At 36.7% G+C, this 22,180-nt stretch carries 19 protein-coding genes; 2 read left to right on the top strand and 17 right to left on the bottom strand.

Annotated elements, in window-relative coordinates:
• Position 1: 1 nt before the first annotated feature.
• The 14 genes from NST00_RS09760 to gpr all read right to left on the bottom strand — a co-directional run bounded on the left by NST00_RS09760 (position 2) and on the right by gpr (position 16,176).
• A complete protein-coding gene (locus tag NST00_RS09760; protein WP_340709901.1) occupies positions 2-1,327 on the bottom strand; it encodes an NfeD family protein in 1,326 nt (441 codons plus the stop codon).
• A gap of 235 nt (positions 1,328-1,562) precedes the next feature.
• Positions 1,563-1,736 carry a 30S ribosomal protein S21 gene (gene rpsU / locus NST00_RS09755; RefSeq protein ID WP_016838571.1) on the bottom strand — a complete coding sequence of 58 codons (174 nt, stop codon included), beginning with the start codon at positions 1,734-1,736 and terminating at the stop codon, positions 1,563-1,565.
• Positions 1,737-1,838: 102 nt separating this feature from the next.
• On the bottom strand, positions 1,839-2,492 hold the full coding sequence (gene deoC / locus NST00_RS09750) for a deoxyribose-phosphate aldolase (protein WP_096551221.1): 654 nt from the start codon (positions 2,490-2,492) through the stop codon (positions 1,839-1,841).
• Positions 2,493-2,638: 146 nt separating this feature from the next.
• Positions 2,639-3,970 carry a tRNA (N(6)-L-threonylcarbamoyladenosine(37)-C(2))-methylthiotransferase MtaB gene (gene mtaB, locus NST00_RS09745; protein WP_016838573.1) on the bottom strand — a complete coding sequence of 444 codons (1,332 nt, stop codon included), beginning with the start codon at positions 3,968-3,970 and terminating at the stop codon, positions 2,639-2,641.
• Positions 3,971-3,985: 15 nt separating this feature from the next.
• Entirely contained in the window at positions 3,986-4,726 is a 741-nt protein-coding gene (locus NST00_RS09740; protein ID WP_016838574.1) for a 16S rRNA (uracil(1498)-N(3))-methyltransferase, read from the bottom strand.
• Positions 4,727-4,773: 47 nt separating this feature from the next.
• Positions 4,774-5,709, bottom strand: coding sequence for a 50S ribosomal protein L11 methyltransferase (prmA, locus tag NST00_RS09735; protein WP_026019091.1), 936 nt, complete (start codon positions 5,707-5,709; stop codon positions 4,774-4,776).
• 34 nt (positions 5,710-5,743) lie between these two features.
• Positions 5,744-6,877, bottom strand: a complete 1,134-nt coding sequence (gene dnaJ, locus NST00_RS09730; RefSeq protein ID WP_016838576.1) for a molecular chaperone DnaJ — start codon at positions 6,875-6,877, stop codon at positions 5,744-5,746.
• 372 nt (positions 6,878-7,249) lie between these two features.
• Complete coding sequence (dnaK, locus tag NST00_RS09725; RefSeq protein ID WP_016838577.1) at positions 7,250-9,073, bottom strand: molecular chaperone DnaK; 1,824 nt, start codon at positions 9,071-9,073, stop codon at positions 7,250-7,252.
• A gap of 48 nt (positions 9,074-9,121) precedes the next feature.
• On the bottom strand, positions 9,122-9,760 hold the full coding sequence (grpE, locus tag NST00_RS09720; protein WP_016838578.1) for a nucleotide exchange factor GrpE: 639 nt from the start codon (positions 9,758-9,760) through the stop codon (positions 9,122-9,124).
• A 12-nt stretch (positions 9,761-9,772) separates the two neighbouring features.
• Entirely contained in the window at positions 9,773-10,807 is a 1,035-nt protein-coding gene (gene hrcA / locus NST00_RS09715) for a heat-inducible transcriptional repressor HrcA (RefSeq protein ID WP_168412331.1), read from the bottom strand.
• Positions 10,808-10,896: 89 nt separating this feature from the next.
• On the bottom strand, positions 10,897-12,039 hold the full coding sequence (hemW, locus tag NST00_RS09710; RefSeq protein WP_016838580.1) for a radical SAM family heme chaperone HemW: 1,143 nt from the start codon (positions 12,037-12,039) through the stop codon (positions 10,897-10,899).
• A gap of 121 nt (positions 12,040-12,160) precedes the next feature.
• Positions 12,161-13,990 carry a translation elongation factor 4 gene (lepA, locus tag NST00_RS09705; protein ID WP_016838581.1) on the bottom strand — a complete coding sequence of 610 codons (1,830 nt, stop codon included), beginning with the start codon at positions 13,988-13,990 and terminating at the stop codon, positions 12,161-12,163.
• Between the two features lie 305 nt (positions 13,991-14,295).
• Positions 14,296-15,099, bottom strand: a complete 804-nt coding sequence (gene spoIIP, locus NST00_RS09700) for a stage II sporulation protein P (RefSeq protein WP_016838582.1) — start codon at positions 15,097-15,099, stop codon at positions 14,296-14,298.
• Between the two features lie 48 nt (positions 15,100-15,147).
• Entirely contained in the window at positions 15,148-16,176 is a 1,029-nt protein-coding gene (gene gpr, locus NST00_RS09695) for a GPR endopeptidase (RefSeq protein WP_096551240.1), read from the bottom strand.
• Positions 16,177-16,338: 162 nt separating this feature from the next.
• Between gpr and rpsT the strand changes: the two genes are divergently transcribed.
• Positions 16,339-16,599 (top strand): 30S ribosomal protein S20, encoded by a 261-nt coding sequence (gene rpsT / locus NST00_RS09690; protein WP_016838584.1) that lies wholly within the window; start codon positions 16,339-16,341, stop codon positions 16,597-16,599.
• Positions 16,600-16,673: 74 nt separating this feature from the next.
• Here the strand turns inward: rpsT and ltrA are convergent, their stop codons facing one another.
• Together ltrA and holA are read right to left on the bottom strand one after the other, a co-directional pair.
• Complete coding sequence (gene ltrA / locus NST00_RS09685; protein WP_096552510.1) at positions 16,674-17,936, bottom strand: group II intron reverse transcriptase/maturase; 1,263 nt, start codon at positions 17,934-17,936, stop codon at positions 16,674-16,676.
• A gap of 681 nt (positions 17,937-18,617) precedes the next feature.
• The gene (gene holA / locus NST00_RS09680) at positions 18,618-19,628 is read right to left on the bottom strand and encodes a DNA polymerase III subunit delta (RefSeq protein WP_016838585.1); all 1,011 of its coding nucleotides are present in this window, start codon (positions 19,626-19,628) and stop codon (positions 18,618-18,620) included.
• A 174-nt stretch (positions 19,629-19,802) separates the two neighbouring features.
• Between holA and NST00_RS09675 the strand changes: the two genes are divergently transcribed.
• On the top strand, positions 19,803-19,967 hold the full coding sequence (locus NST00_RS09675; RefSeq protein ID WP_016838586.1) for a YqzM family protein: 165 nt from the start codon (positions 19,803-19,805) through the stop codon (positions 19,965-19,967).
• Between the two features lie 55 nt (positions 19,968-20,022).
• Here the strand turns inward: NST00_RS09675 and NST00_RS09670 are convergent, their stop codons facing one another.
• Positions 20,023-22,092 (bottom strand): DNA internalization-related competence protein ComEC/Rec2, encoded by a 2,070-nt coding sequence (locus NST00_RS09670; RefSeq protein WP_340709900.1) that lies wholly within the window; start codon positions 22,090-22,092, stop codon positions 20,023-20,025.
• Positions 22,093-22,180: the final 88 nt, after the last annotated feature.

The raw sequence follows: 22,180 nt of genomic DNA, 5'->3' as shown, positions 1-22,180 counted from the left end.
CTTAATCTCCCTCTTTCTCTTTTATTTCTCTAACAACAATGCGTGACCCCTCTACTTCAATCACTTTAACTTTTTTGTTGGAATCGATGTAACTACCTTCTGAAACAACATCGATTCTTTCATCATCCACTAAAACCGTTCCTGAAGGACGCAATGGTGTAACCGTTATTCCTTCTTTCCCAATTAAATCAATTCGATTGACGTTGGATACATAACCTTCTTCTGTGGAGGTTGCATCCTTCAAGACAAGTTTGCTAAAGACATGTAAATTTTTTCCGAAAAACTTCACTAATACCACCATTCCTATTATGGCAATTGCCAATGCTATGATAATTGAATAAGCCATATGAACGAAGCTTTCACCAGCAAATAATAGACTGATGATCATAATAGCACCACCAATGAGGCCTAAAATTCCTCCAGGTACAAATAGCTCAGCAATTAGTAAAACAAAACCAATTATAAATAGTATAATCGTTTCAAAACCAGCAAAACCTGCTACTGTGTGGCCGAAGAAAAATAAAATTAATGAAATAATACCAATGATACCCGGTGCTCCGAAACCAGGGGAAAATAGTTCTAACACTAAACCTAGAGAAGCGATTGTTAACAATAACGTTACCACAATGGGGTTCGTTAAAAATCTAGCCAATTTTTCAGCAAAGGTTTCATGCAGGGAAAAAACTTCGCTATCCTCTAAACCTGTTTTTGCTAGCAATTCATTTAAATTTTCAACCGTTCCATTAGAATACTCGATCCGATAAGCTTCTTCTGCTGTTAGTGTTAACAGTTTCCCTTTCGGACTATTCAATTCTGGCAAATCAAGGCTAGCATCCGCCATCGCTCGAGCATAATCTGGATTTCGATTGGTTGATTCTGCTGCAGCTTGCATATTTTTAATCCAAGCACTATTCGCTTTTTCACTTGCAGCATTTCCATTCATATCGATAATTTGCGCCGCTCCCATCGTCGCATTTGGTGTCATGTAGATTTCATCTGCATGAAGAGCGATATAAGCACCTGCTGAAAGAGCTTTTGAGTTAATAAATGCTATAATTTTCGCAGGCGTCTCATCCATTAATTTTCCTATATCGTAAGCGACGTCAACATAGCCACCTGGGGTATGTATTTCAAGTACGATAGCATCTGCTTTATTTTCAATCGCTTCTTTAAAGGAACGTTTTAAAAATTCATATAAACCTCTTTCGACTTCATTTTCTATAGGAATGTGATATACTTTTTCTTTCGCAAAAGTGTTATTCGGAAATAAGAAAAACAATGTAGCTGCTAGAAGTACAATCCATCGGAAAATGTGCGGCTGATTCATCTGTTCCCTCCTTCCTCAATATTGTTTACGTCTCAATTGAATGAAAAGTTTCAAATTTTTCATTTAATAATTAATTATATTGTACATGAAAATCAATTGTTGTTCCTCTGTTAAGTATGTAAATGATTGAAGTATTAATGCAAAAAACCCTAGTATTTGTTTAACAAATACTAGGGTATGATTTACTAAGCTAAAGTGTATCTTACGCGTGTTACGAACGAAGGGTATAATTAGATTACCACTTACGTTTACGTGCAGCTTCAGATTTTTTCTTACGTCTTACGCTTGGTTTTTCATAATATTCGCGTTTTCTAATCTCTTGAATTGTACCACTTTTAGATACAGTTCGTTTGAAGCGACGAAGAGCATCTTCAAGTGTTTCGTTTTTTCTTACGACAGTTTTTGTCATCTCTTTTCCCTCCCTCCGAACACACGTCAATACACAGAAAACATGCGTTAATTGTGTACTCGAAAATTATATCGTATTGTAAATATTGAGTCAATAGAAATCCTATAAAGTTTCTTCAATAATTCTGACTCCGCTGCTAGTACCAATACGATTTGCTCCAGCCTCCAACATTTTTTTCATATCAGAAAAACTTCTAATTCCACCTGAAGCTTTTACTCCAACTTGTTGGCCAACAGTTTTTCGCATTAATGCGACATCTTCTACAGTGGCTCCACTTTTTGAGAATCCTGTTGATGTTTTGACAAATGCGGCACCAGCATCAACTGCCAATTGACATGCTCTCACCTTTTCTTCATCGGTTAACAAACATGTTTCAATAATTACTTTCACAATTTTTCCACCCGCAGCATCAATAACGTGTTGAATATCTTCTTTCACTCGTTCATAATCACGCGTCTTAAGCAATCCGATATTAATGACCATATCAATTTCATCTGCACCTTGTTCAATTGCTTGTTTTGTTTCAATTATTTTTGTTTCCGTCGTTGTAGCTCCGAGAGGAAAACCAATGACTGTGCAAACTTTAACGCATGTGTCCTGCAATAAATTTTTACAGTACTTTACCCAATATGGATTCACACAAACAGATGCAAAGCCATATTTTCTTGCTTCTTGGCACAATTTTCCAATTTGTTCTTTCGTTGCATCTGGTGAGAGCAACGTATGGTCAATATATGAAGCATAATTTGTTATCATTGTAATTGCTCCTTTAATGTATTATTTATTCTTGTCCAATTGACCTTATGATAACATACGAAAATCATTCATATTAAGGTGAAAATTGTTCAATGAATAAAACAAATGCGCATTCCTGTATCTGTACAAGAATGCGCAATGAATTATTATTGAACTTGTTCTTCTAATACGCGAACAAATTGACCTTCATTATATGGATATCCCGCTTTTGTAATCTTCACTTTAACTAATTTTCCAATGAGATCTGGCGTTCCTTCAAAAACAACTCGCAAATAATTATCTGTATAACCGGCTAACATGTTTGGTCCAAATTCTTTCACATGTTCTTCAGGAATAACTTCCAATACTTCCCCTTCGAATCGAGAAGCGTATTCTTTCGCCAATTGATCATTTAATGTAATCAAACGATGTACTCGTTCATTTTTAACTTCTTCGTCAATTTGGTTTTCCATTCTTGCCGCTGGAGTTCCAGTTCTTTTTGAATATGGGAATACGTGTAACTCTGCAAATTTATGTTCAGCTACAAAGTTGTACGTTTCCATAAACTCTTCTTCCGTCTCACCTGGGAAACCAACGATGATGTCAGAAGTTATTGCCAAATTTGGCAATGCTTCTTTTAATTTATTTAATCTTTCCGCGAAGAAATCCATTGTATATTTTCGGCGCATACGCTTCAAAACTGTATCAGAACCAGATTGGAGCGGAATGTGTAAATGATTCACAACGATTTTCGACTTTCTCAATACGTCAATGACTTCATCTGTTATTTGAGAGGCTTCAATCGATGAAATTCGCAAACGTTTAATTCCTTTTACATTTGCTTCAATATCGCGTAACAATTGGGCTAAATTGTAATCTTTAAAATCTTGACCGTATCCACCTGTATGAATACCCGTTAACACGATTTCTAAATAACCTGCATCTACAAGCGCTTGTGCTTGTTTGATTACTGCTTGTGGATCACGTGAACGCATTAATCCGCGCGCCCAAGGAATAATACAGAAAGTGCAGAAGTTGTTGCAACCCTCTTGTATTTTTAACGAAGCACGAGTGCGATCAGTAAAATAAGGAACATCCAATTCTTCAAATACGCGATTTTTCATAATATTATGTACTGCATTAATGGGCTGTCTCTCTTTACGGTACTGTTCAATATAATCAAGCATTTTTACTCGATCTTGCGTACCTACCACAATGTCCACACCTGGAATTTCTAAAATTTCAGCAGGTGAAGTTTGTGCGTAACATCCTGTTACACATATCACAGCATCCGGATTTTGACGAATAGCTCTACGAATAACTTGGCGGGACTTTTTATCTCCTGTATTTGTAACAGTGCATGTATTTATGACATAAACGTCTGCTTGTTCTTCAAAATCAACACGTTCGTAACCATTCTCTTTAAATAATTGCCAAATGGCCTCAGTTTCGTAATGATTTACCTTACAGCCTAATGTGTGAAACGCCACCGTTTGCAAGGCAACACACCTCTTTCATTCAAATTCATATGATATGGCAGAAAGGACATATAATGGCGCCGTTTCTGCACGTAAAATTCTTGGACCTAAAGCAACACTGAGTGCACCTTGTTCTTTTAGAAGTTCAATTTCTTTCCTTGAAATTCCACCTTCTGGGCCAAAAATAAATAAAATGCACTTCGATTCACTATCATACACTTTTTTTAGCTGATCCGCAAATCTTGTGCGCTTACCCTTAGCCTCTTCTTCATCAGCAACAAATACTGCATCGTATGAAGGAAATGTTTCCAATAGTTGTTTGAATGAAAGAGGAGGGGAAATAATCGGCACAAATGTGCGATGGGATTGTTCTGCAGCTTCCTGAGCTATTTTGGATAGCCGTTGGATTTTCTTATCGCTCTTTTTTTCATCCCATTTGACGATGGATCGTTCTGCTACAAAAGGAATCAATGCATGCATGCCAAGCTCTGTCCCTTTTTGTGCTATAAATTCAAGTTTATCTCCTTTAGGTAAACCGCAAGCAATGTCTACTTGAATGGGCATTTCAGGAGAAGGAATCGTTTCACCCGTTTGCTCTACTAACACTTCTTGTCCAACAGAAAGAATTGTACAAAGATAAGCAATTTCCTTTTGCACGACAATAATTTTGTCTCCTTTTTGCATGCGCATTACTTTCGAAATATGCCGAGCACTTTCACCTGTAATTGTCAATTGCTTTTGTTCATTAAATGGTTCATCAACAAAATACCTTTGCATTATTTCCTCCTAAAAGTAAGGAGTTGCCCTAAAGACAACTCCTAAAATTATTTTTTCGCAATGATGGATACCCAATCCTCCAGCATTAATACTTCTTCAATAATAAAACCTGATTTTTCAAGAGCACTTTTCACAACTTCTTTTTTCGCACCGATGATTCCAGATGTAATAAAGAATCCACCCGGCTTGATAATCGAATATGCATCATCTGTAAATGTCATGATGACTTCAGCTAAAATGTTCGCTACGACAACATCCGCTTCCGTTTGTACCTTTTCTAATAGATTTCCTTGCTCCACTTCCACAATTTTCTCGACATGATTTAGCTGAACATTTTCTTGTGCTGACTTCACAGCTACAGGATCTAAATCGAGAGCATGCACTTTATTTGCACCTAGTAGAGCTGAAGCAATGGATAAAACCCCTGAACCGGTACCAACATCAATGACTACGTCGCCCGCTTTCACCGTTTTTTCAAGAGCCTGTAAACACATGACCGTCGTCGGGTGAGTTCCTGTACCAAAAGCCATGCCAGGATCTAACTCAATAATGATTTCATCTGAATTTTTTGGCTGATAATCTTCCCAAGTAGGTACAATCGTAAATCGCTCTGACACCTTAATTGGATGATAGTATTGTTTCCAAGCAGTCGCCCAGTCTTCTTCGTGAACTTCACAAGTTGTTAATATATTTTCACCGACATTAATATCAAAATTCTTTAAATTTGCGATTGCAAGTTTTATCTCCTCAATAGTTTCCGCTAAGAAGCTGGATGCAGGAAGATAGGCTTTAACGATCACCCCTTGTGCTGGATAATCATCGGGATTTAATTCATAAATTTCTCCATATTGATTTTCACGATTTTTACTAAGTTCTGAAGATTCTTCAATGACAACTCCGCTTGCTCCAGCCTCATGAAAAATATTCGATACCGCTTCCACCGCTTCAGTTGTTGTTAGTACTGATAATTCAGTCCATTTCACTTGCAATCACACTCCACTTTTCTATCATTATTCCTTATTTTGTTTCACCTTTAAAAGTTTTTTTCAATTTATCAAATAATGAACTTCCTTGTTCTTCAGGAATATCACCGCTAATTTCAGCAAATTCCCGCAATAGTTGTTTTTGACGTTCTGTTAATTTCGTCGGAGTAACAACTTTTACATTCACGTATTGGTGACCTCTTCCATATCCATGAATATTTTTTACACCTTTATCTTTAATTCGGAATTGAGCGCCCGATTGAGTACCTGCTGGAATTTTTAATTTCACTTTTCCATGAATTGTTGGAACTTCAATTTCATCCCCTAAAGCTGCTTGAGGGAACGTAATTTTTAATTCGTAGTAAATATCGTCTCCATCTCGTTCAAAATAAGGATGTTTTCCAACACGAAAGACAATATATAAATCCCCAGGTGGTCCACCATTAATGCCTGGTTCTCCTTGACCAGATACGCGTAATTGTTGACCGTCATCGATTCCTTCTGGGATAGTAATTTTAATTTTTTTCCTTCTTTGTACAGTTCCTTTTCCTGCACAAGTCGAACATTTTTCCACGATTATTTTACCAGTGCCCTGGCAATAGCTACAAGTACGACGGTTGACAATGCGGCCTAATGGAGTATCAATAGCTTGGCTCATTTCCCCAGTACCGTTACACTTATCGCATGTTTTTGGTGATGTACCAGGTTTTGCACCAGAACCGTTACACGTATCACATTGTTCTTCCCTCGGGATTTCGATTTCTGTTTGTTTGCCAAATACTGCATCTTCAAAAGAAATGTTCATACGATATTGTAAATCGTCACCTTTTCGAGGGGCATTCGGATCTCTTCTACGTCTTGAACCACCAAAGAAAGTATCAAAAATATCTTCGAAACCGCCAAAGCCACCGAAGTCACTAAATCCTCCGCCGCCAAAACCGCCTTGTCCATTGACACCTGCATGACCAAATTGGTCATATTGTGCTCTTTTTTGATCATCACTTAAAACTTCATATGCTTCACTAATTTCTTTAAATTTTTCATCTGCACCAGGTTCTTTATTAAGATCGGGATGATATTTTTTCGATAATTTTCGATATGCCTTTTTTATTTCATCCTTCGTTGCGTTTTTGCTTACGCCAAGGACTTCATAATAGTCGCGTTTCATACCTCACACTCGCTCTCTTTTACATAAGGTCTATTTTATCATATATGCTAAAGATTGAAATGAAGTTTATTTAAACCATGCAAATAAAAGATGAGAAAATTTAACACAGTTTTCTATTTCTATGATGTATCTGCCACAAACGCTACATTAAAAATTGCATTATTTTAATGTAAGCGTGTGCGAAAGATACTTTACCTTATAATGCTATCATTCAGTCTATATCATGGAAAAAGTCAAAGACCAAAAACGGCTTTGACTTTCTTGCTTTCCAATTATTCAATCAACCAATATTGACAATACAAATCGAAAGGCGGTCAACGAAGGAGGGTTTATTTATTAGAACCGCCTTTCGCTTATATCATTGGCAATTTATTATTTATCGTCTTTTACTTCCTCAAAGTCTGCATCTACTACACCGTCATCTTTTTTGTCTTCTCCTTGAGCATTGTTTGCTTGTGCTTGTTGTGCAGCTTGTTGATATACTTTCATCACTAACGGTTGTAAAACACCTTCAAGTTTTTCTTTTGCAGACTTGATATCATCAATTGAACCTTCTTTTAATGCTTTCGTTAACTCTTCTTTTGCATCTGTCACAGATTTCTTTTCATCTTCTGTAATTTGATCGCCTAAATCTGTAATTGTTTTATCAACTTGGAACACTAATTGGTCTGCTTCATTTCGAAGGTCTGCTTCTTCTTTACGCTTTGCATCCGCTTCAGCGTTCTCTTCTGCTTCTTTAATCATGCGTTGAATTTCTTCTTCTGATAAACCAGAGTTCGATTGAATAACAATTTTTTGCTCTTTGCCAGTGCCAAGATCTTTTGCTTTAACAGACACAATACCGTTTTTGTCGATATCAAATGTTACTTCAATTTGTGGTACACCACGTGGAGCTGGTGGAATATCTGTTAATTGGAATCGACCTAATGTTTTGTTATCTGCTGCCATTGGACGTTCTCCTTGTAAAACGTGAATGTCCACGGCTGGTTGGTTATCTGCAGCAGTAGTGAAAATTTGTGATTTTGATGTTGGAATTGTTGTGTTGCGTTCAATTAATTTCGTAAATACTCCACCCATTGTTTCAATACCTAATGAAAGCGGAGTTACGTCCAACAATACGATATCTTTCACGTCACCAGAGATTACGCCACCTTGGATAGCAGCTCCCATTGCTACCACTTCGTCTGGGTTTACCCCTTTATGTGGTTCATGACCTGTTTCACGTTTAACTGCTTCTTGTACAGCAGGAATACGAGTAGATCCACCAACAAGGATTACTTTATCGATATCAGATGCAGAAAGTCCAGCATCAGAAAGTGCTTGACGTACAGGGCCCATTGTGCGTTCTACTAAGTCTTTTGTTAACTCTTCGAATTTCGCACGTGTCAATGACATTTCAAGGTGTAGAGGACCTTCTGGGCCAGCTGTGATGAACGGTAATGAAATTTGTGTAGAAGTAACGCCAGATAAATCTTTTTTCGCTTTTTCAGCAGCATCTTTTAAACGTTGCATTGCCATTTTGTCTTTAGATAAGTCAATGCCATGTTCCTTTTTAAATTCTTCAACTAAATAGTCAATAATTTTTTTGTCAAAATCGTCTCCACCAAGTTTATTATCACCTGCAGTAGCAAGCACTTCGAATACACCATCACCAAGTTCAAGAATGGATACGTCGAATGTACCTCCACCAAGGTCGAATACTAAGATTTTTTGGTCTTCATCTAATTTATCTAAACCATATGCAAGAGCTGCAGCAGTAGGTTCGTTAATGATACGCTCTACTTCAAGACCCGCAATTCGTCCAGCATCTTTTGTCGCCTGACGTTGTGCGTCGTTGAAATAAGCTGGTACTGTAATGACAGCTTTTGTTACTTTTTCTCCTAAATAGTCTTCGGCATAGCTTTTCAAATATTGTAAAATCATTGCAGAGATTTCTTGAGGAGTGTATTCTTTATCCTCAATCTTTACTTTATAATCAGTCCCCATGTGAGACTTAATAGAGAGAATTGTATTTGGGTTTGTTATTGCTTGGCGTTTTGCCACTTCCCCTACTTGACGCTCTCCATTTTTAAATGAAACAGCAGATGGAGTTGTACGATTTCCTTCTGGGTTAGGAATGATTTTTGGTTCTCCACCTTCTAATACAGCTACACAAGAGTTAGTTGTTCCTAAGTCGATACCAATAATTTTACTCATATTGAATTTTGCCTCCTATTTCACACACAAATTTCATTCAAATTTCAATTATTCATTTACTGAAACCATGGAAGGTCTTAATACGCGATCTTTCAATTTATAGCCTTTTTGTAATTCCTTCAAGACAATACCAGATTCTTTTTCTGAATCTGATTCTTGCATTACAGCCTGATGAACATTTGGATCAAATGGTTCACCGACAGCCGGAATCACTTCTAGCCCTTCTTTTTTCGTCGCATCTATGAGGGCATTATAAACCATTTCAATTCCTTTATATAGTGATTGAGCATCTTCAGAAGTAACTTTTACTTGAAGTGCCCTTTCGAAGTTATCAATAATCGGTAATAAATCTGTTAATAAGCTTTGAGCACGATATTTTTCTGCCGCTTGCAGGTCGAGCTGACTACGGCGACGCAAATTTTCAAAATCTGCTCTTAATCTTAAATAACGATTTTCTTCTTCTGCTAATTTTGCTTCTAACTCGGCTATTTTTGTTTTATATTCTTCTACTGATAGTTCTGCTTGTGAACTTTCATCAGCCGATGTATCTTCTTCTACATTCACGACTTCCTCGTCTATTAATTCTTCTGAATTCGAGAAAGTTGCTTCTTCTTTGAATGTTTGTTTTGTTTCACCGTTTTCAACTGCTTCTTCTAGTTGGTCTTTGTTTTCTGTTGTTTCGGACACTGATAATCCTCCTTACTGTCCATCATTCAATTTTTCCGAAAAAGTTCTTGATAATCCTCTTCTTACAATGTCAAGTAACGTCACGACCCGCTTATAGTCCATTCGCGTTGGCCCGATAATGGCAATGGCTCCGCTCTGCTCTTCACCAGCAGTATAGGAAGCGGTAATTACACTGCAGTTTTCGACTGCAATATGATTGTTTTCAGACCCGATTCGAATCGTAATGCCCTGTTTCACTGGCTGAAACAGTGAAATTACTTGGTTTTTCTTATCCATTAATTCCATCAACTGGCGGACTTTATTTAAATCATGAAATTCCGGCTGATTCAGCATATTTGTTTTTCCGCCAAAGTAAATTTTACTATCATTTTCCACAGATGCAACTTTTATTAACGAAAGAATGAGGGAATCAGCCATATGAACATGTTGTTTTAATACTTCATATGTTTCTTTTTCTAATTTACTTTGCAAATGAATTAACGGTACACCAATTAACCTTTCATTAAGAATGTTAACTGTTTTTTCAATATCGGAAGCATCAAAACCTTCAGGTAATGCTATAACTTGGTTTTCTACATGACCCATATCTGTTACGATAATCGCAACAGCTGTTTGTTTTGAAAGAGGTATAATTTGAAAGCGTTTAACCCGATGATCCGTTACATTTGGACCAAGTAGAATCGCTGTATAAGATGTTAATTCGGATAAAATGCTTGCTGATTCACGTATGATTTGTTCAATTTCAACCTTTTGTTTTTCAAAAATGGATTGTATTAAATTTATTTCATGAACAGACATACGTTTCGGTTGCAGTAGGTGATCTACGTAATAACGATATCCTTTTTCTGAAGGAATACGTCCAGAAGAAACATGTGTCTTTTCTAAATACCCAAGCTCCTCTAAATCTGCCATTTCATTTCGAATTGTGGCAGGTGAGTAATTAATTCCTTTTTTCTTGGAAATTTGACGTGATCCAACAGGCTGAGCTGATATCACAAAATCATCAACGATTACTTGCAATATTTGTAATTGACGATCAGTTAACATTGAAACCACCTCTGTTAGCACTCGTAAAAAGAGAGTGCTAATACTATAATTAAATTAACAAAACTATGAATTAGTGTCAACGAAATAACCTACTCGTACAATAAAAATTGTTGAAACACTTCATTTCCTAAAAAACGACCTTTTCTTGTTAGTTTTACTCGACCTTCCTCTTCCATCACTAACCCTTCATCCATCAGTTTGCTTATAATCTCACCATATTTTTCATTTAATGAAAATCCTATTTTCTTTTCAAACTGGTGGTACGAAACTCCTTCATTTTTTCGTAATCCGAGAAACATTTCTTCTTCACATTTTTCGTTAATCGAAACTTGATGGCGATGAAGAATTGGCAGCTGTCCCATATGGATGGATTGTAAATATTTTTTGATAGGTCCATAATTGGAGTAGCGAATGCCATTCATATACCCATGGGCACCAGCACCGAAGCCTGCATATTCATCGTTATCCCAATAAATTTTATTGTGAAGCGATTGAAAACCTTCTTTTGCAAAATTACTAATTTCGTATTGAGAAAGGCCGCTATCCTCCATACGCTCCATCAACAAATCATACATTTTCGCTTCCTGTTCTTCAGGTGGCAAATGCAACATTCCTTTTGAAAACTGAATGTAAAAAATAGTCTTTGGTTCCACAATTAATGAATATGCAGAATAATGAGGCAAGTTTAGTAGAAGAGCTTTTTCTAAAGTATCTTCCCACAGTTCAATTGACTGTCCAGGTAGCCCGTACATTAAATCAATGTTAATGTTCTGAAAACCAACAGCAATCGCATTGTCAATTGCTTTATAAACATCATCATTGGTATGTGTTCTCCCCAGTTTTTGAAGAAGTTGTTGGTCAAATGATTGAACCCCTAAACTTAAACGGTTGACCCCACCATTTTTCAATGCTCTTAATTTTTCTATTGTTAATTCATCTGGATTAGCTTCAGCAGTGAATTCTATTACATCGATGTTTAAATGTTTTGCAATTAATTCTAGCAAACGTCTGATTTGATTGGGAGATAATGCTGTTGGTGTACCTCCACCTAAGTAGATTGTTTCTATATTTTCAAATTGCTCCGGCATATTATTTACAGCCATTGCAATCTCTTTCCCAACTGCTTCAATATATTCATCTACTGGCTGATTGTGAAAAAACACTTTATTAAAATCACAGTAATTGCATATTTGATGACAGAAAGGAATATGGATGTAAACTCCTCGAACCATTCTATCCCTTCTTTCTTTAACACTATTTATCTTACTATTGTACCGTTTCAATCATAAAATTCAATGTAACAAATAAAAAGCCACCCGATTACCGAATGGCTTTTCCAAATTTTTGTTTAACTTAGTTCTTTTCGTCATCCATTTTTAATACTGCCATGAATGCTTCTTGCGGAATCTCAACAGATCCTACTTGCTTCATGCGCTTCTTACCTTCTTTTTGCTTCTCAAGGAGTTTACGTTTTCTGGAAATGTCTCCTCCATAACATTTCGCTAACACATTTTTACGTATTGCTTTAATTGTAGAGCGGGCAATAATTTTTGTTCCAATAGCCGCCTGTACAGGTACTTCGAATTGTTGACGCGGAATAATATCTTTTAATTTTTCAACAATGACTTTTCCTCTTTCGTACGCAAAATCACGATGTACAATGAAGCTTAATGCGTCGACTTGATCACCATTGATTAAAATATCCATTTTCACAAGTTTCGAAGGTTTATAACCAATTAACTCATAATCGAATGAAGCATAACCTTTTGTATTCGATTTTAAGTGATCGAAGAAATCATAAACGATTTCTGAAAGTGGCATTTCATAAAAGATGCTCACTCGTGTTGAATCAATGTAATCCATGTTGATAAATGTGCCACGCTTTTTTTGGCATAATTCCATTACCGCACCAACATAATCGTTTGGCACCATAATGGTTGCTTTGACATATGGTTCTAACACTTGGTTTATTTTTTGTGGTGCTGGCATCATGGAAGGGTTATCCACACTAACTTTTGAACCATCCGTTAATTCCACTTCATAAATAACAGATGGAGCTGTCGTAATAAGGTCAAGCTGGAACTCTCTTTCTAAGCGTTCTTGCACAATTTCCATATGCAATAAACCTAAGAAACCACAGCGGAACCCAAAACCTAATGCTTGAGATGTCTCAGGTTCAAATTGTAATGCAGAATCATTTAGTGCAAGCTTTTCTAATGCGTCTCGTAAATCGTTGTATTTTGCTGTATCGATTGGATAAAGGCCGCAAAATACCATTGGATTTAGCTTTCGATAACCTGGCAAAGGTTCTTTCGCCGGACGATCCGCATGGGTGATTGTATCCCCCACATTCGTGTCATGAATATTCTTAATTGAAGCAGTAATGTAACCTACATCACCAACCGTCAACTCTTCAACAGGAGTCACTCTCGGCGTATGTACACCTACTTCTACCACTTCATATTCCGCATTTGTTGCCATAAATCGAATTTTATCTCCAGGTTTTACTGTTCCGTTTACGATTCTTACAGAAACAATAACACCTTTATAAGCATCATATAATGAGTCGAAGATTAATGCTTGCAGAGGTGCATCTGGATCTCCTGATGGAGCAGGTACTTTTTCAACAATTTGCTCCAAAAGCTCATCAATACCGATGCCTGCTTTTGCACTCGCTAACACCGCATCTTCCGCATCGAGACCAATCACATCTTCAATTTCATTGCGAACTCTTTCTGGATCAGCTGCAGGTAAATCGATTTTATTTATTACCGGCAATATTTCTAAATCATTATCTAACGCTAAATAAACGTTTGCTAGTGTTTGCGCTTCAATTCCTTGCGCAGCATCTACAACTAAAATGGCTCCTTCACATGCAGCTAAACTTCTTGACACTTCATAAGTAAAATCGACGTGTCCTGGAGTGTCGATTAAATGGAAGATATAAATTTCCCCATCTTTTGCTTGATACTTTAACTGAACAGCGTTTAATTTAATTGTAATTCCACGTTCTCGTTCTATATCCATCGAATCTAGTAGCTGTTCTTTCATTTCTCGCTCTGTTAAAGCTTTCGTTTTTTCCAAAATGCGATCCGCTAATGTAGATTTTCCATGGTCAATATGAGCTATTATTGAAAAGTTTCTAATGCGTTCTTGTCGTTTTAAGCGTTCTTCACGATTCATATTTCCACTCCTAACAAATGCCTCCATGCGATTTGAATCTAACCAAAGTCATTTGGTTTTCGCAGGAGGCTTTTCACCTTTCACTATATACTGCTATTTTGTGTTGTTTTTCAACATGATTTTACAAAGTTACAATAAACTAAGTTGAATTATACTATGAAGTATGGCGTAAGCACAATAATAAACAAGATAAGCAAATAAAGGGAATCTTTATTCTTATTCTATAAAATAATCATAATTGCCTTGTGAAAATAAAAAATAGCGTTTAAAAGTCATTCTCTTAAACGCTACTTGCAAATATAAATTTATTGTTTTGCAATACTATTCGCCACCGCTTGCGCCATTACGGCAACAGTACGATAAACTTCATCTTCTGTATTATCAATGCCACCAATCTCCACTAATATCATTTCTTTTGCCAAATCTTGATTATATACCCCATCCACACCGCTGCCTTTTTTCTCAATAATACCTCTTGAAATATTTGGTATAATTTGATTCATTGAATCACTTAAGGCTTGAGCAAGCGTTTTATTAGATTTATAATTTGGATTTTCTGCACCAATAACAAAAGCTACTTTCGCATAGGAAACATTTTTATGAACAATCGTTGTTTTATTTCGAGAAGTAGAATCTCGATGAATATCCAAAATCAAATCATAATGATTTGATTTTAATTCTTCGGCAATATATGGCCTAGCTGTTTTATAAGCCTCATGAAAAGCTTTGCCATTCTGCTTCATGACATTCATTACATCTACATCAAGAGTTGTCGCAGAAATTCCATTTAACCGAAAATAATCTTCAAACAAACTTTGCATGGAAAATAAATTTGAATGATCATCGTATACAGCGACCATTCCCTTTTCATTCTCCACGAAAGGCTTATACGTTTCATGGGAATGGGTAAACACGAGCAACACTTTAAAAGGATCTTTTGGAGGCACAACATCAGATACTACTAAATCATTCGATGCATAGACTATCTTTTCTTCTGGTGTGGCAGGAACAAATTTCTCGTTGTTTGGAAAAGGTAATAGTCCTGTAATGATTGGTAACAAGAAAAAGAAAAGCAATAACAGTACAAATCCTTGAATTTTTTTAATCATAGCATCCTCTCCTTCCACTACGATATGGAAGAAAGAGAATTTTTAGAACTAGTTCAATCTATCTTCTACCCAATTAAATAAACCATTGCTAATCAATACCGAATACTTCGTCATCCAAATGTCGACTTCTTTCGGCGTAACAATAAGTCTTTGCGAACCAGATAACAATACTTCCTCAAATAGTTGCCTTCGTTCAGCCTTTGACCAAGTCGACCATTCTCCAAAAATCGGTCGAACAACATTTAAATCGACATCTGAATTTGAATCCGATGTCCAAGATGTGACAGAAAGTTTGCCAGAAGGCTTGTCTTTCTCTTGAATTTTTGTCGCAATGGAACGAAATACCTTATCTACCGCATCGGCAATAATAACCGTAGCATCAACGACCGTTGGAACACCGATTGCGGTTACAGGAATACCTAACACTTCTTTTGATATTTCTGCCCGCTGATTTCCGACACCTGACCCTGGATGAATTCCGGTATTAGTTATTTGGATTGTTTTACATAATCTAGCTGTTCCTCTCGTTGCTAAAGCATCGATGGCGATAACTAAATCGGGTTGAATTTTTTCTGCTAATGCAAGTACAAAATCACTCGTTTCAAACCCTGTCTGCCCAGTTACACCCGGAGCATATAAAATAAATTGTTCATTATGTTCTTCTAACTGTCTTGATTGCATTGCATCAATAGTAAACGGGCCTATCGCATCAGGTGTGATTGTCTTATTGCCGAGTCCAATTACTAATATTTTACTCTTCTTTGTTAACTTAATATTTTGATGAATTTCATCGATATATTTAACAAATGCTTTTTCCAACTGCTTCATACCATCGTGATCGTCAATATTCAATGTTGGAACAGTTAAGGTAAAATATTGCCCTTCTTTTTTTCCAATCTCTTTAGCTCCTTCTTGATTGACGGTCACCTTTGTCACTTTTACTCGATTTTCGTAAAATTCTTCAAATTTGACTCCTTCTGTATCATCTAGTTTCTCTTTTTGTTGTTTCGTTTGATGTTGAACAACCTCTTCTGTTTCATCAATTAAATCGGTTCTATTCCAGATAATTTCTTGCATTTTTATCACCTCTTCTCTATCATGTTCAATCTGTCAAGTAAATATTCTTTGCATTTATGTATTGCAAATATAGATTACCTTTTGTATAATGTTTTTTGTTGTATTGACAAATGATATTTTTGAAAAATTGTCATCTCGTATTTCAACTAGGAGGTGAAAAAAATGCCAAATATTAAATCAGCAATTAAACGTGTAAAAACTACGAAAAAAGCAAACGTTGCAAACGCTCAAGCTAAATCAGCAATGCGTACTGCTGTTAAAAAAGCTGAACAAGCAATCGCAAGCGGTGCTGAAAACGCTCAAGAATTAGTGATTCAAGCTACAAGAGCTCTTGATAAAGGAGTAAGCAAAGGAATCATTCATAAAAATGCTGCAAGCCGTAAAAAATCACGCCTTGCTAAAAAATTAGCTCAAGCTAACTAAATCGAGTAGGAGGGAGCGATTAACTCCCGTCCTCTCACACCACCGTACGTACGGTTCCGTATACGGCGGTTCAATTAAGATAATTGACGCAAGTTTTCATAACGAGCTTCAAGACTTTTCAGCCCTTGGTTTCTCCAATAGGAGTTACCAAGGGTTCTGTGTAATATTGGACTATTTGAAATACGCCAATAACTCTTCCGAGTATTTCCCCATTCATACGCTTGCCATTGTGGTACGCCAAGTTGAATAAGGTTGCGTATCTTTGTTTTCGGTTTCTTCCAGTTCTTCCATAGACACATTCGAAGTCTTCTACGAATCCATTTATCTAATTCAAGGAATATAGATTTGGTGTCTGCTAACGCAAAATATCCACACCATCCCATTAGATATTGATTCAGTTTCTGAATGCGGTATTCCATCGGGTAGGGCATCTTGCGTGATGTGATTTCACGAACTTTATTCTTCATTCGTTTAAGGCTTTCTTTTGCGATACGAACCTTTGGCTCTTTATGATAGGTAAAGCTAAATCCTAGAAACTTACGTTTCCATGGACGGTCGACCGCTGATTTCTTTTCATTTACTTTCAGTCGTAGTTTTCCTTCAATGAATCGTTGAATGCTTGCCATTGTGCGAAGTCCTGCTCGTTTACTTTTCACGTAAATGTTACAGTCATCCGCATATCGAACGAATTTGTGTCCTCTTCTTTCCAATTCTTTATCTAGTTCATCTAGTACAATGTTAGATAGTAGCGGACTTAATGGTCCTCCTTGTGGAGTTCCTTCTAATGTGCTTGACACCACACCATTAATCATGACTCCCGATTGTAAATACTTACGAATCAATTTCAGTAATGGTTTATCTTGGATTCTCTTCGCGAGTGTACCCATTAATCTGTCATGGTTGACCTTATCAAAGAATTTCTCCAAGTCCATATCTACAACCCATCGATGTCCATCTCTTATATATTCTTTCGCTTTCCTCACCGCATCATGGGCACTTCGGTTTGGTCTAAATCCGTAGCTGTTTTCAGAGAATGTAGGGTCATACACTTTTGAAAGTACTTGGGCGATTGCTTGTTGAATCAAACGGTCTGTTACGGTAGGGATTCCTAGTAAACGAACACCGCCGTCAGGTTTCGGGATTTCGACTCTGCGGACTGGCATTGGTTCATAAGTTCCCTTGAGAATTGCCTCCTTAATAGATAGCCAGTTTTCGACTATGTGCTGTCGTAGGTTTTGTACGGGCATCATATCTACTCCGTGGCTTCCTTTATTCTGTTCTACACGTTTTAGTGCTTGAAGCATGTTCTCCCGTGACAGGATTTGATTCAAAAGCATCGTTATTCTCCTTCCGTGAATAGCTGTTCTCTTTATGCCAGTGGTCACTCCACCCTCCAAGAGGTCCCCCACGGGATTCACCGCTTCCTTCCTCAAGTGAGGTACTACGTTTTCTGTTTTCATCATGACTCACTGAATGCCAAGGGCTATTCTCTCTTAATTGTTCGGTCCTTCTTAGTTGTTCTAGACCAACTAATACTATGACCTCTGCTGACTTCTGACGGTTCAGCTACTTATCACTAAGTAGGTTATGAAGAGTACTTCACATATCCGCCAGACCTCCCCGGGTAAGTACATGCACTTTCACACCATCTATCCGCCTCATTTACTCGATATGACCTTCGACAGAAAGAGCTTTGTTTTGTTTTGCAAACTCACTCAATCATACCTAGCCTTATATGAGGTTCGTGTTCCTCGGACCGGTGTTTTGCCTCCAGCTTCCTTCAGATTCCGCGTCACCACGGACACCCTTGCGTTAAGCTAACTGTTACTTCTGCCTTCACAGTTCGGGACTTACACCCTATAGATTACACCCATGCCAGGCGCACTAAAAAGATCAATTGTTATTAAAACAATTGATCTTTTTTCGTCTAAACTTAATTTATGAAAATACTTAGGCTGTATAAAAAGCATAGCACTTTTTACACAGCCTTTTTTGGATTCCTTTTTATGAATGCTAATTTATAAACTTTTTAATAAAAACATTTCCAAATATCTTTCCCGGTTTCCTCCAGTTGTTTTTAATAGAATATCAATTTCAGCAAGTTCATTTAGCGCCTTCAATAACCGCTCTTCACTTGGACGATTCCTTTTTTCTAGCATTAATTTTACTCTGTAAGGATGAATCTTCAATTGTTTCGAAATTTGTGTCGGAGGATAACCTTTCTTATGTAAATAGTAAACGTTATTCATCGTCCGTATATTGTTTGCTAATAAACCAACTAATTTTATGGGTTCTTCCTTTTGACGCAACAAGTCATGATAAATTCGAAGCGCTTCTGAAACGTTATGAGCAAGGTAAGCATTTAACATTTTAAACGCATCGTGTTCAAGGGTTTTTGCTACGAGATTTTCCACTAAATCACTTGTAATCATTTTATCTTCGCCTAAATAGAGAACAAGCTTTTCAATCTCCCTTTGAAGCTGATTCATATTTTCGCCAACCATTTCAACCAGCTTGTCTATAGCTTCGTCTTCTATTTTTTTCTCAAAGCTTGCAACCTCACTTTGAATCCAAACAGCTAAATCTTTTTCCCCTAGCGCTTCTGCATGAAGCATGACGGTTAATTCCTTCATCAACTTTGTGATTTTTTTTCGTTCATCCAATTTTTCATATGGCGCTGTAAAGATTGTTACTGCAAAATCGGAAGGATGATTTAACCAGTTTTCTAGTCGCTTGACGTCATGCTCAACTTTTTCCGAACCTTTTTCGGCAGCTTTTAAAAAGGTTGCATTTTTCGCAATGATTAATTTACGATCTGATAAAAATGGATATGTATCCGCTTCATCCATGACAAAGTCGACCGGTGACTCTTCCAAGTCAAAAATCGTCATCTCCACTTCCTCGTGAACACTCAAGGCTTTTTTTATACGTTCAATTGTTTCATCTATAAAGTAAGTTTCTTCGCCATAAATACAATATACTGGAGCGATTTTTCCATTTGCTATTTCTTTCCACGCTTTCGTAAACATTTTGTAAACCTCCAAACAATTCGTACCCATTAGTATACACGAATTATGAGAAGAACTGTATTTTTTGTATAAAATGTGTCAAAATGAAATAGAAATCAAAAAGAAATTCAATAATCTCTTATAGCTTTTTACTATCTATTGACTTATAATGGACTTTGAGTAGGAGGTTATCATATGGCAAATCATAATGAAAATTTCGTTACACATAACCCATTCGAAGGTGATAATGCTTCTTGCAAACGTAATGAAGCTACTGATGCTGCGGTTGGTTTCACGGTATCATTCTTATTTTTCACATTAATGTTCATTATTGCCGTAGTTATTGATGCTGTCGCTTAATACTTAATAGAGTGTAGACAAGGTTTCTCCCTCTGTCTACACTCTATTTTTCTTTTCAGTCAATAGTTATTGTAACGGTTCTTATTTCCATCTCAAGAGCTTTTGCGATGATTTCAATCGTCCCAACTTCCCCTGTCGTAAATGTTTTTAATCCCATTCGTTGAAATCGTTCTACAACTTCTATATGAGGATGTCCAAATCGATTATTTTCCCCCGCACAAAAAATCGTAATTGCAGGCTGTAATTGTCGAATAAATTCTTCGCTGCTGGAGGTCTTACTACCATGATGGCCAGCCTTCAATAAATCGATGGATGATAATGTAGGATATAATGAAAGCAGCTCTTGTTCTCCCTCCTTTTCTAAATCCCCAGTAAACAATGCATGAAAATGACCATGTTGAACATATAAAACGAGCGAATCATTATTTCCTTCATAATCCGTATCAAAAGGCCAAAGATATTGAAAAAACACTTCTCCATCACGCCATGCATTTCCAGCCATTTGTTCCTTAATAGGAACTTTTTGAATCTTTGCCTCAACCATTAAATCATTCATAACTGGCTTTTTCAAAGAAGAAGGCGTTACATGTATTTCTCGAACGCGAATCTCTTTTAATATTTCTTCAGCTCCTTCCACATGATCACTATCAGCATGTGTTAATATAAGCGTATCAATGCTTGAAATTCCCTTTCCTTTCAAATACGGAACGACTACTTGTCTTCCCACTTCATATCGAGTACCTTCTTTCCACTCCTCCTGTTGAAATCGCAAAACCCCGCCTGTATCAATCATATACACTTTCTTTCGAAAAGGAAGTTCGATGACGATACAATCGCCTTGTCCAACATCCACAAAGGAAATAACTAAATGTGGGTTTATTTTTCCTTTAAAATGTAGTAGAAATACAGGAATTAGTAATACCAACACGATATATGGGATTTTTGCTCGACAATCGATGAAGTATAATGCCATCAACACACTGACATAAGCCAGTATCATCGAAAATAAGGAAGGTTTGCCTGGCACCCACATTTGGTAAGGAACAGATTGTAGTACGAAAGTAAATTTTGTTATTAGAAGCCGAAAAGGTTCATACACTGTAAAAAATAGATTGGATAAAGGAATTGGAATAAATGAAAGGATTAACAAAACAATATTGATTGGCAAAATAAGAAAGGAAAACAGAGGCACATAAAATAGATTGACGATAAACGAGGAGATACTTAGTTCATAAAAATGATATAGCAATAGAGGATAAACGATTAACTGGCAAACAAAAGTAATGAAAAACGATTTTAACCACCAAGAATTAATCGAATGCAAAAATCTACTAGAATAAATTAAACTAACTGTAGCTAAATAAGATAGTTGAAAGCCAACTTGATAGATAACCCATGGCTCAATCATCACAAAACCGATGAAACTGATGGCAAGAGCATCATCTATTGCAAGGCGACGTTTGTATCGTGAAATGATGATCAGCTCCAAAACAGTTACCGCCCGCCAAACAGAAGGAGCTCCACCTGCAACAATCGCATAAATTGGCAATAGAATTATTAGAAGAATGGTCGCAATCTCTTGCCTTATACGCAAACAAATCAGCCCTTCATAAATAATGAAAGCAAAAATTGCAATGTGCAATCCCGAAATGGCGAACAAATGAGTAATACCTAATTTTTGATAAGCCCTCGTTGTTTCATCATCCACATCATCTTGTAAACCGATTAGTAAAGCTTTTGCTTCAGGAGCAAGAGATGTTGGAAACGTCTTTTCAATATGTTTTTTCAAATGAAAACGCATAACACGAATTTTTTGATGGAAAGATGATTTCGTGTCAATATATTGAAGCCTATGAATTTCGAAGATACCTGTCGCACCTTTACTTTTTAAATACTTTTTCATATTATAACTATAGGGATGTTGGGGTCTATTAGGTTCCACCATTTCCCCTTCAACTAAGAATCCCTTTCCTTCTAAAGGCATCGATTCGAAAATATGTTTTTCTTCTTCAGAGCTGAGTTTATATGTCACATAGACTTTCCTACCATTTTCATCTTTCATCAACCCTTTTATCTTATCGCCATTTACTTTATATTCATGCGTCCACGTATAGATTCCCGTCAAGATGATAGGCTTTTCTATTTCTTTTAATTGGGTAGAGAAATAGAGAAAAATACTAATACTACAAAATAAAAGTATAGTAATTTGCACT

The organism is Ureibacillus sp. FSL K6-0165, assembly GCF_038004285.1.
Taxonomy (GTDB): Bacteria; Bacillota; Bacilli; order Bacillales_A; family Planococcaceae; genus Ureibacillus; species Ureibacillus thermosphaericus.
This window is presented reverse-complemented; position numbering and strand designations above follow the sequence as displayed.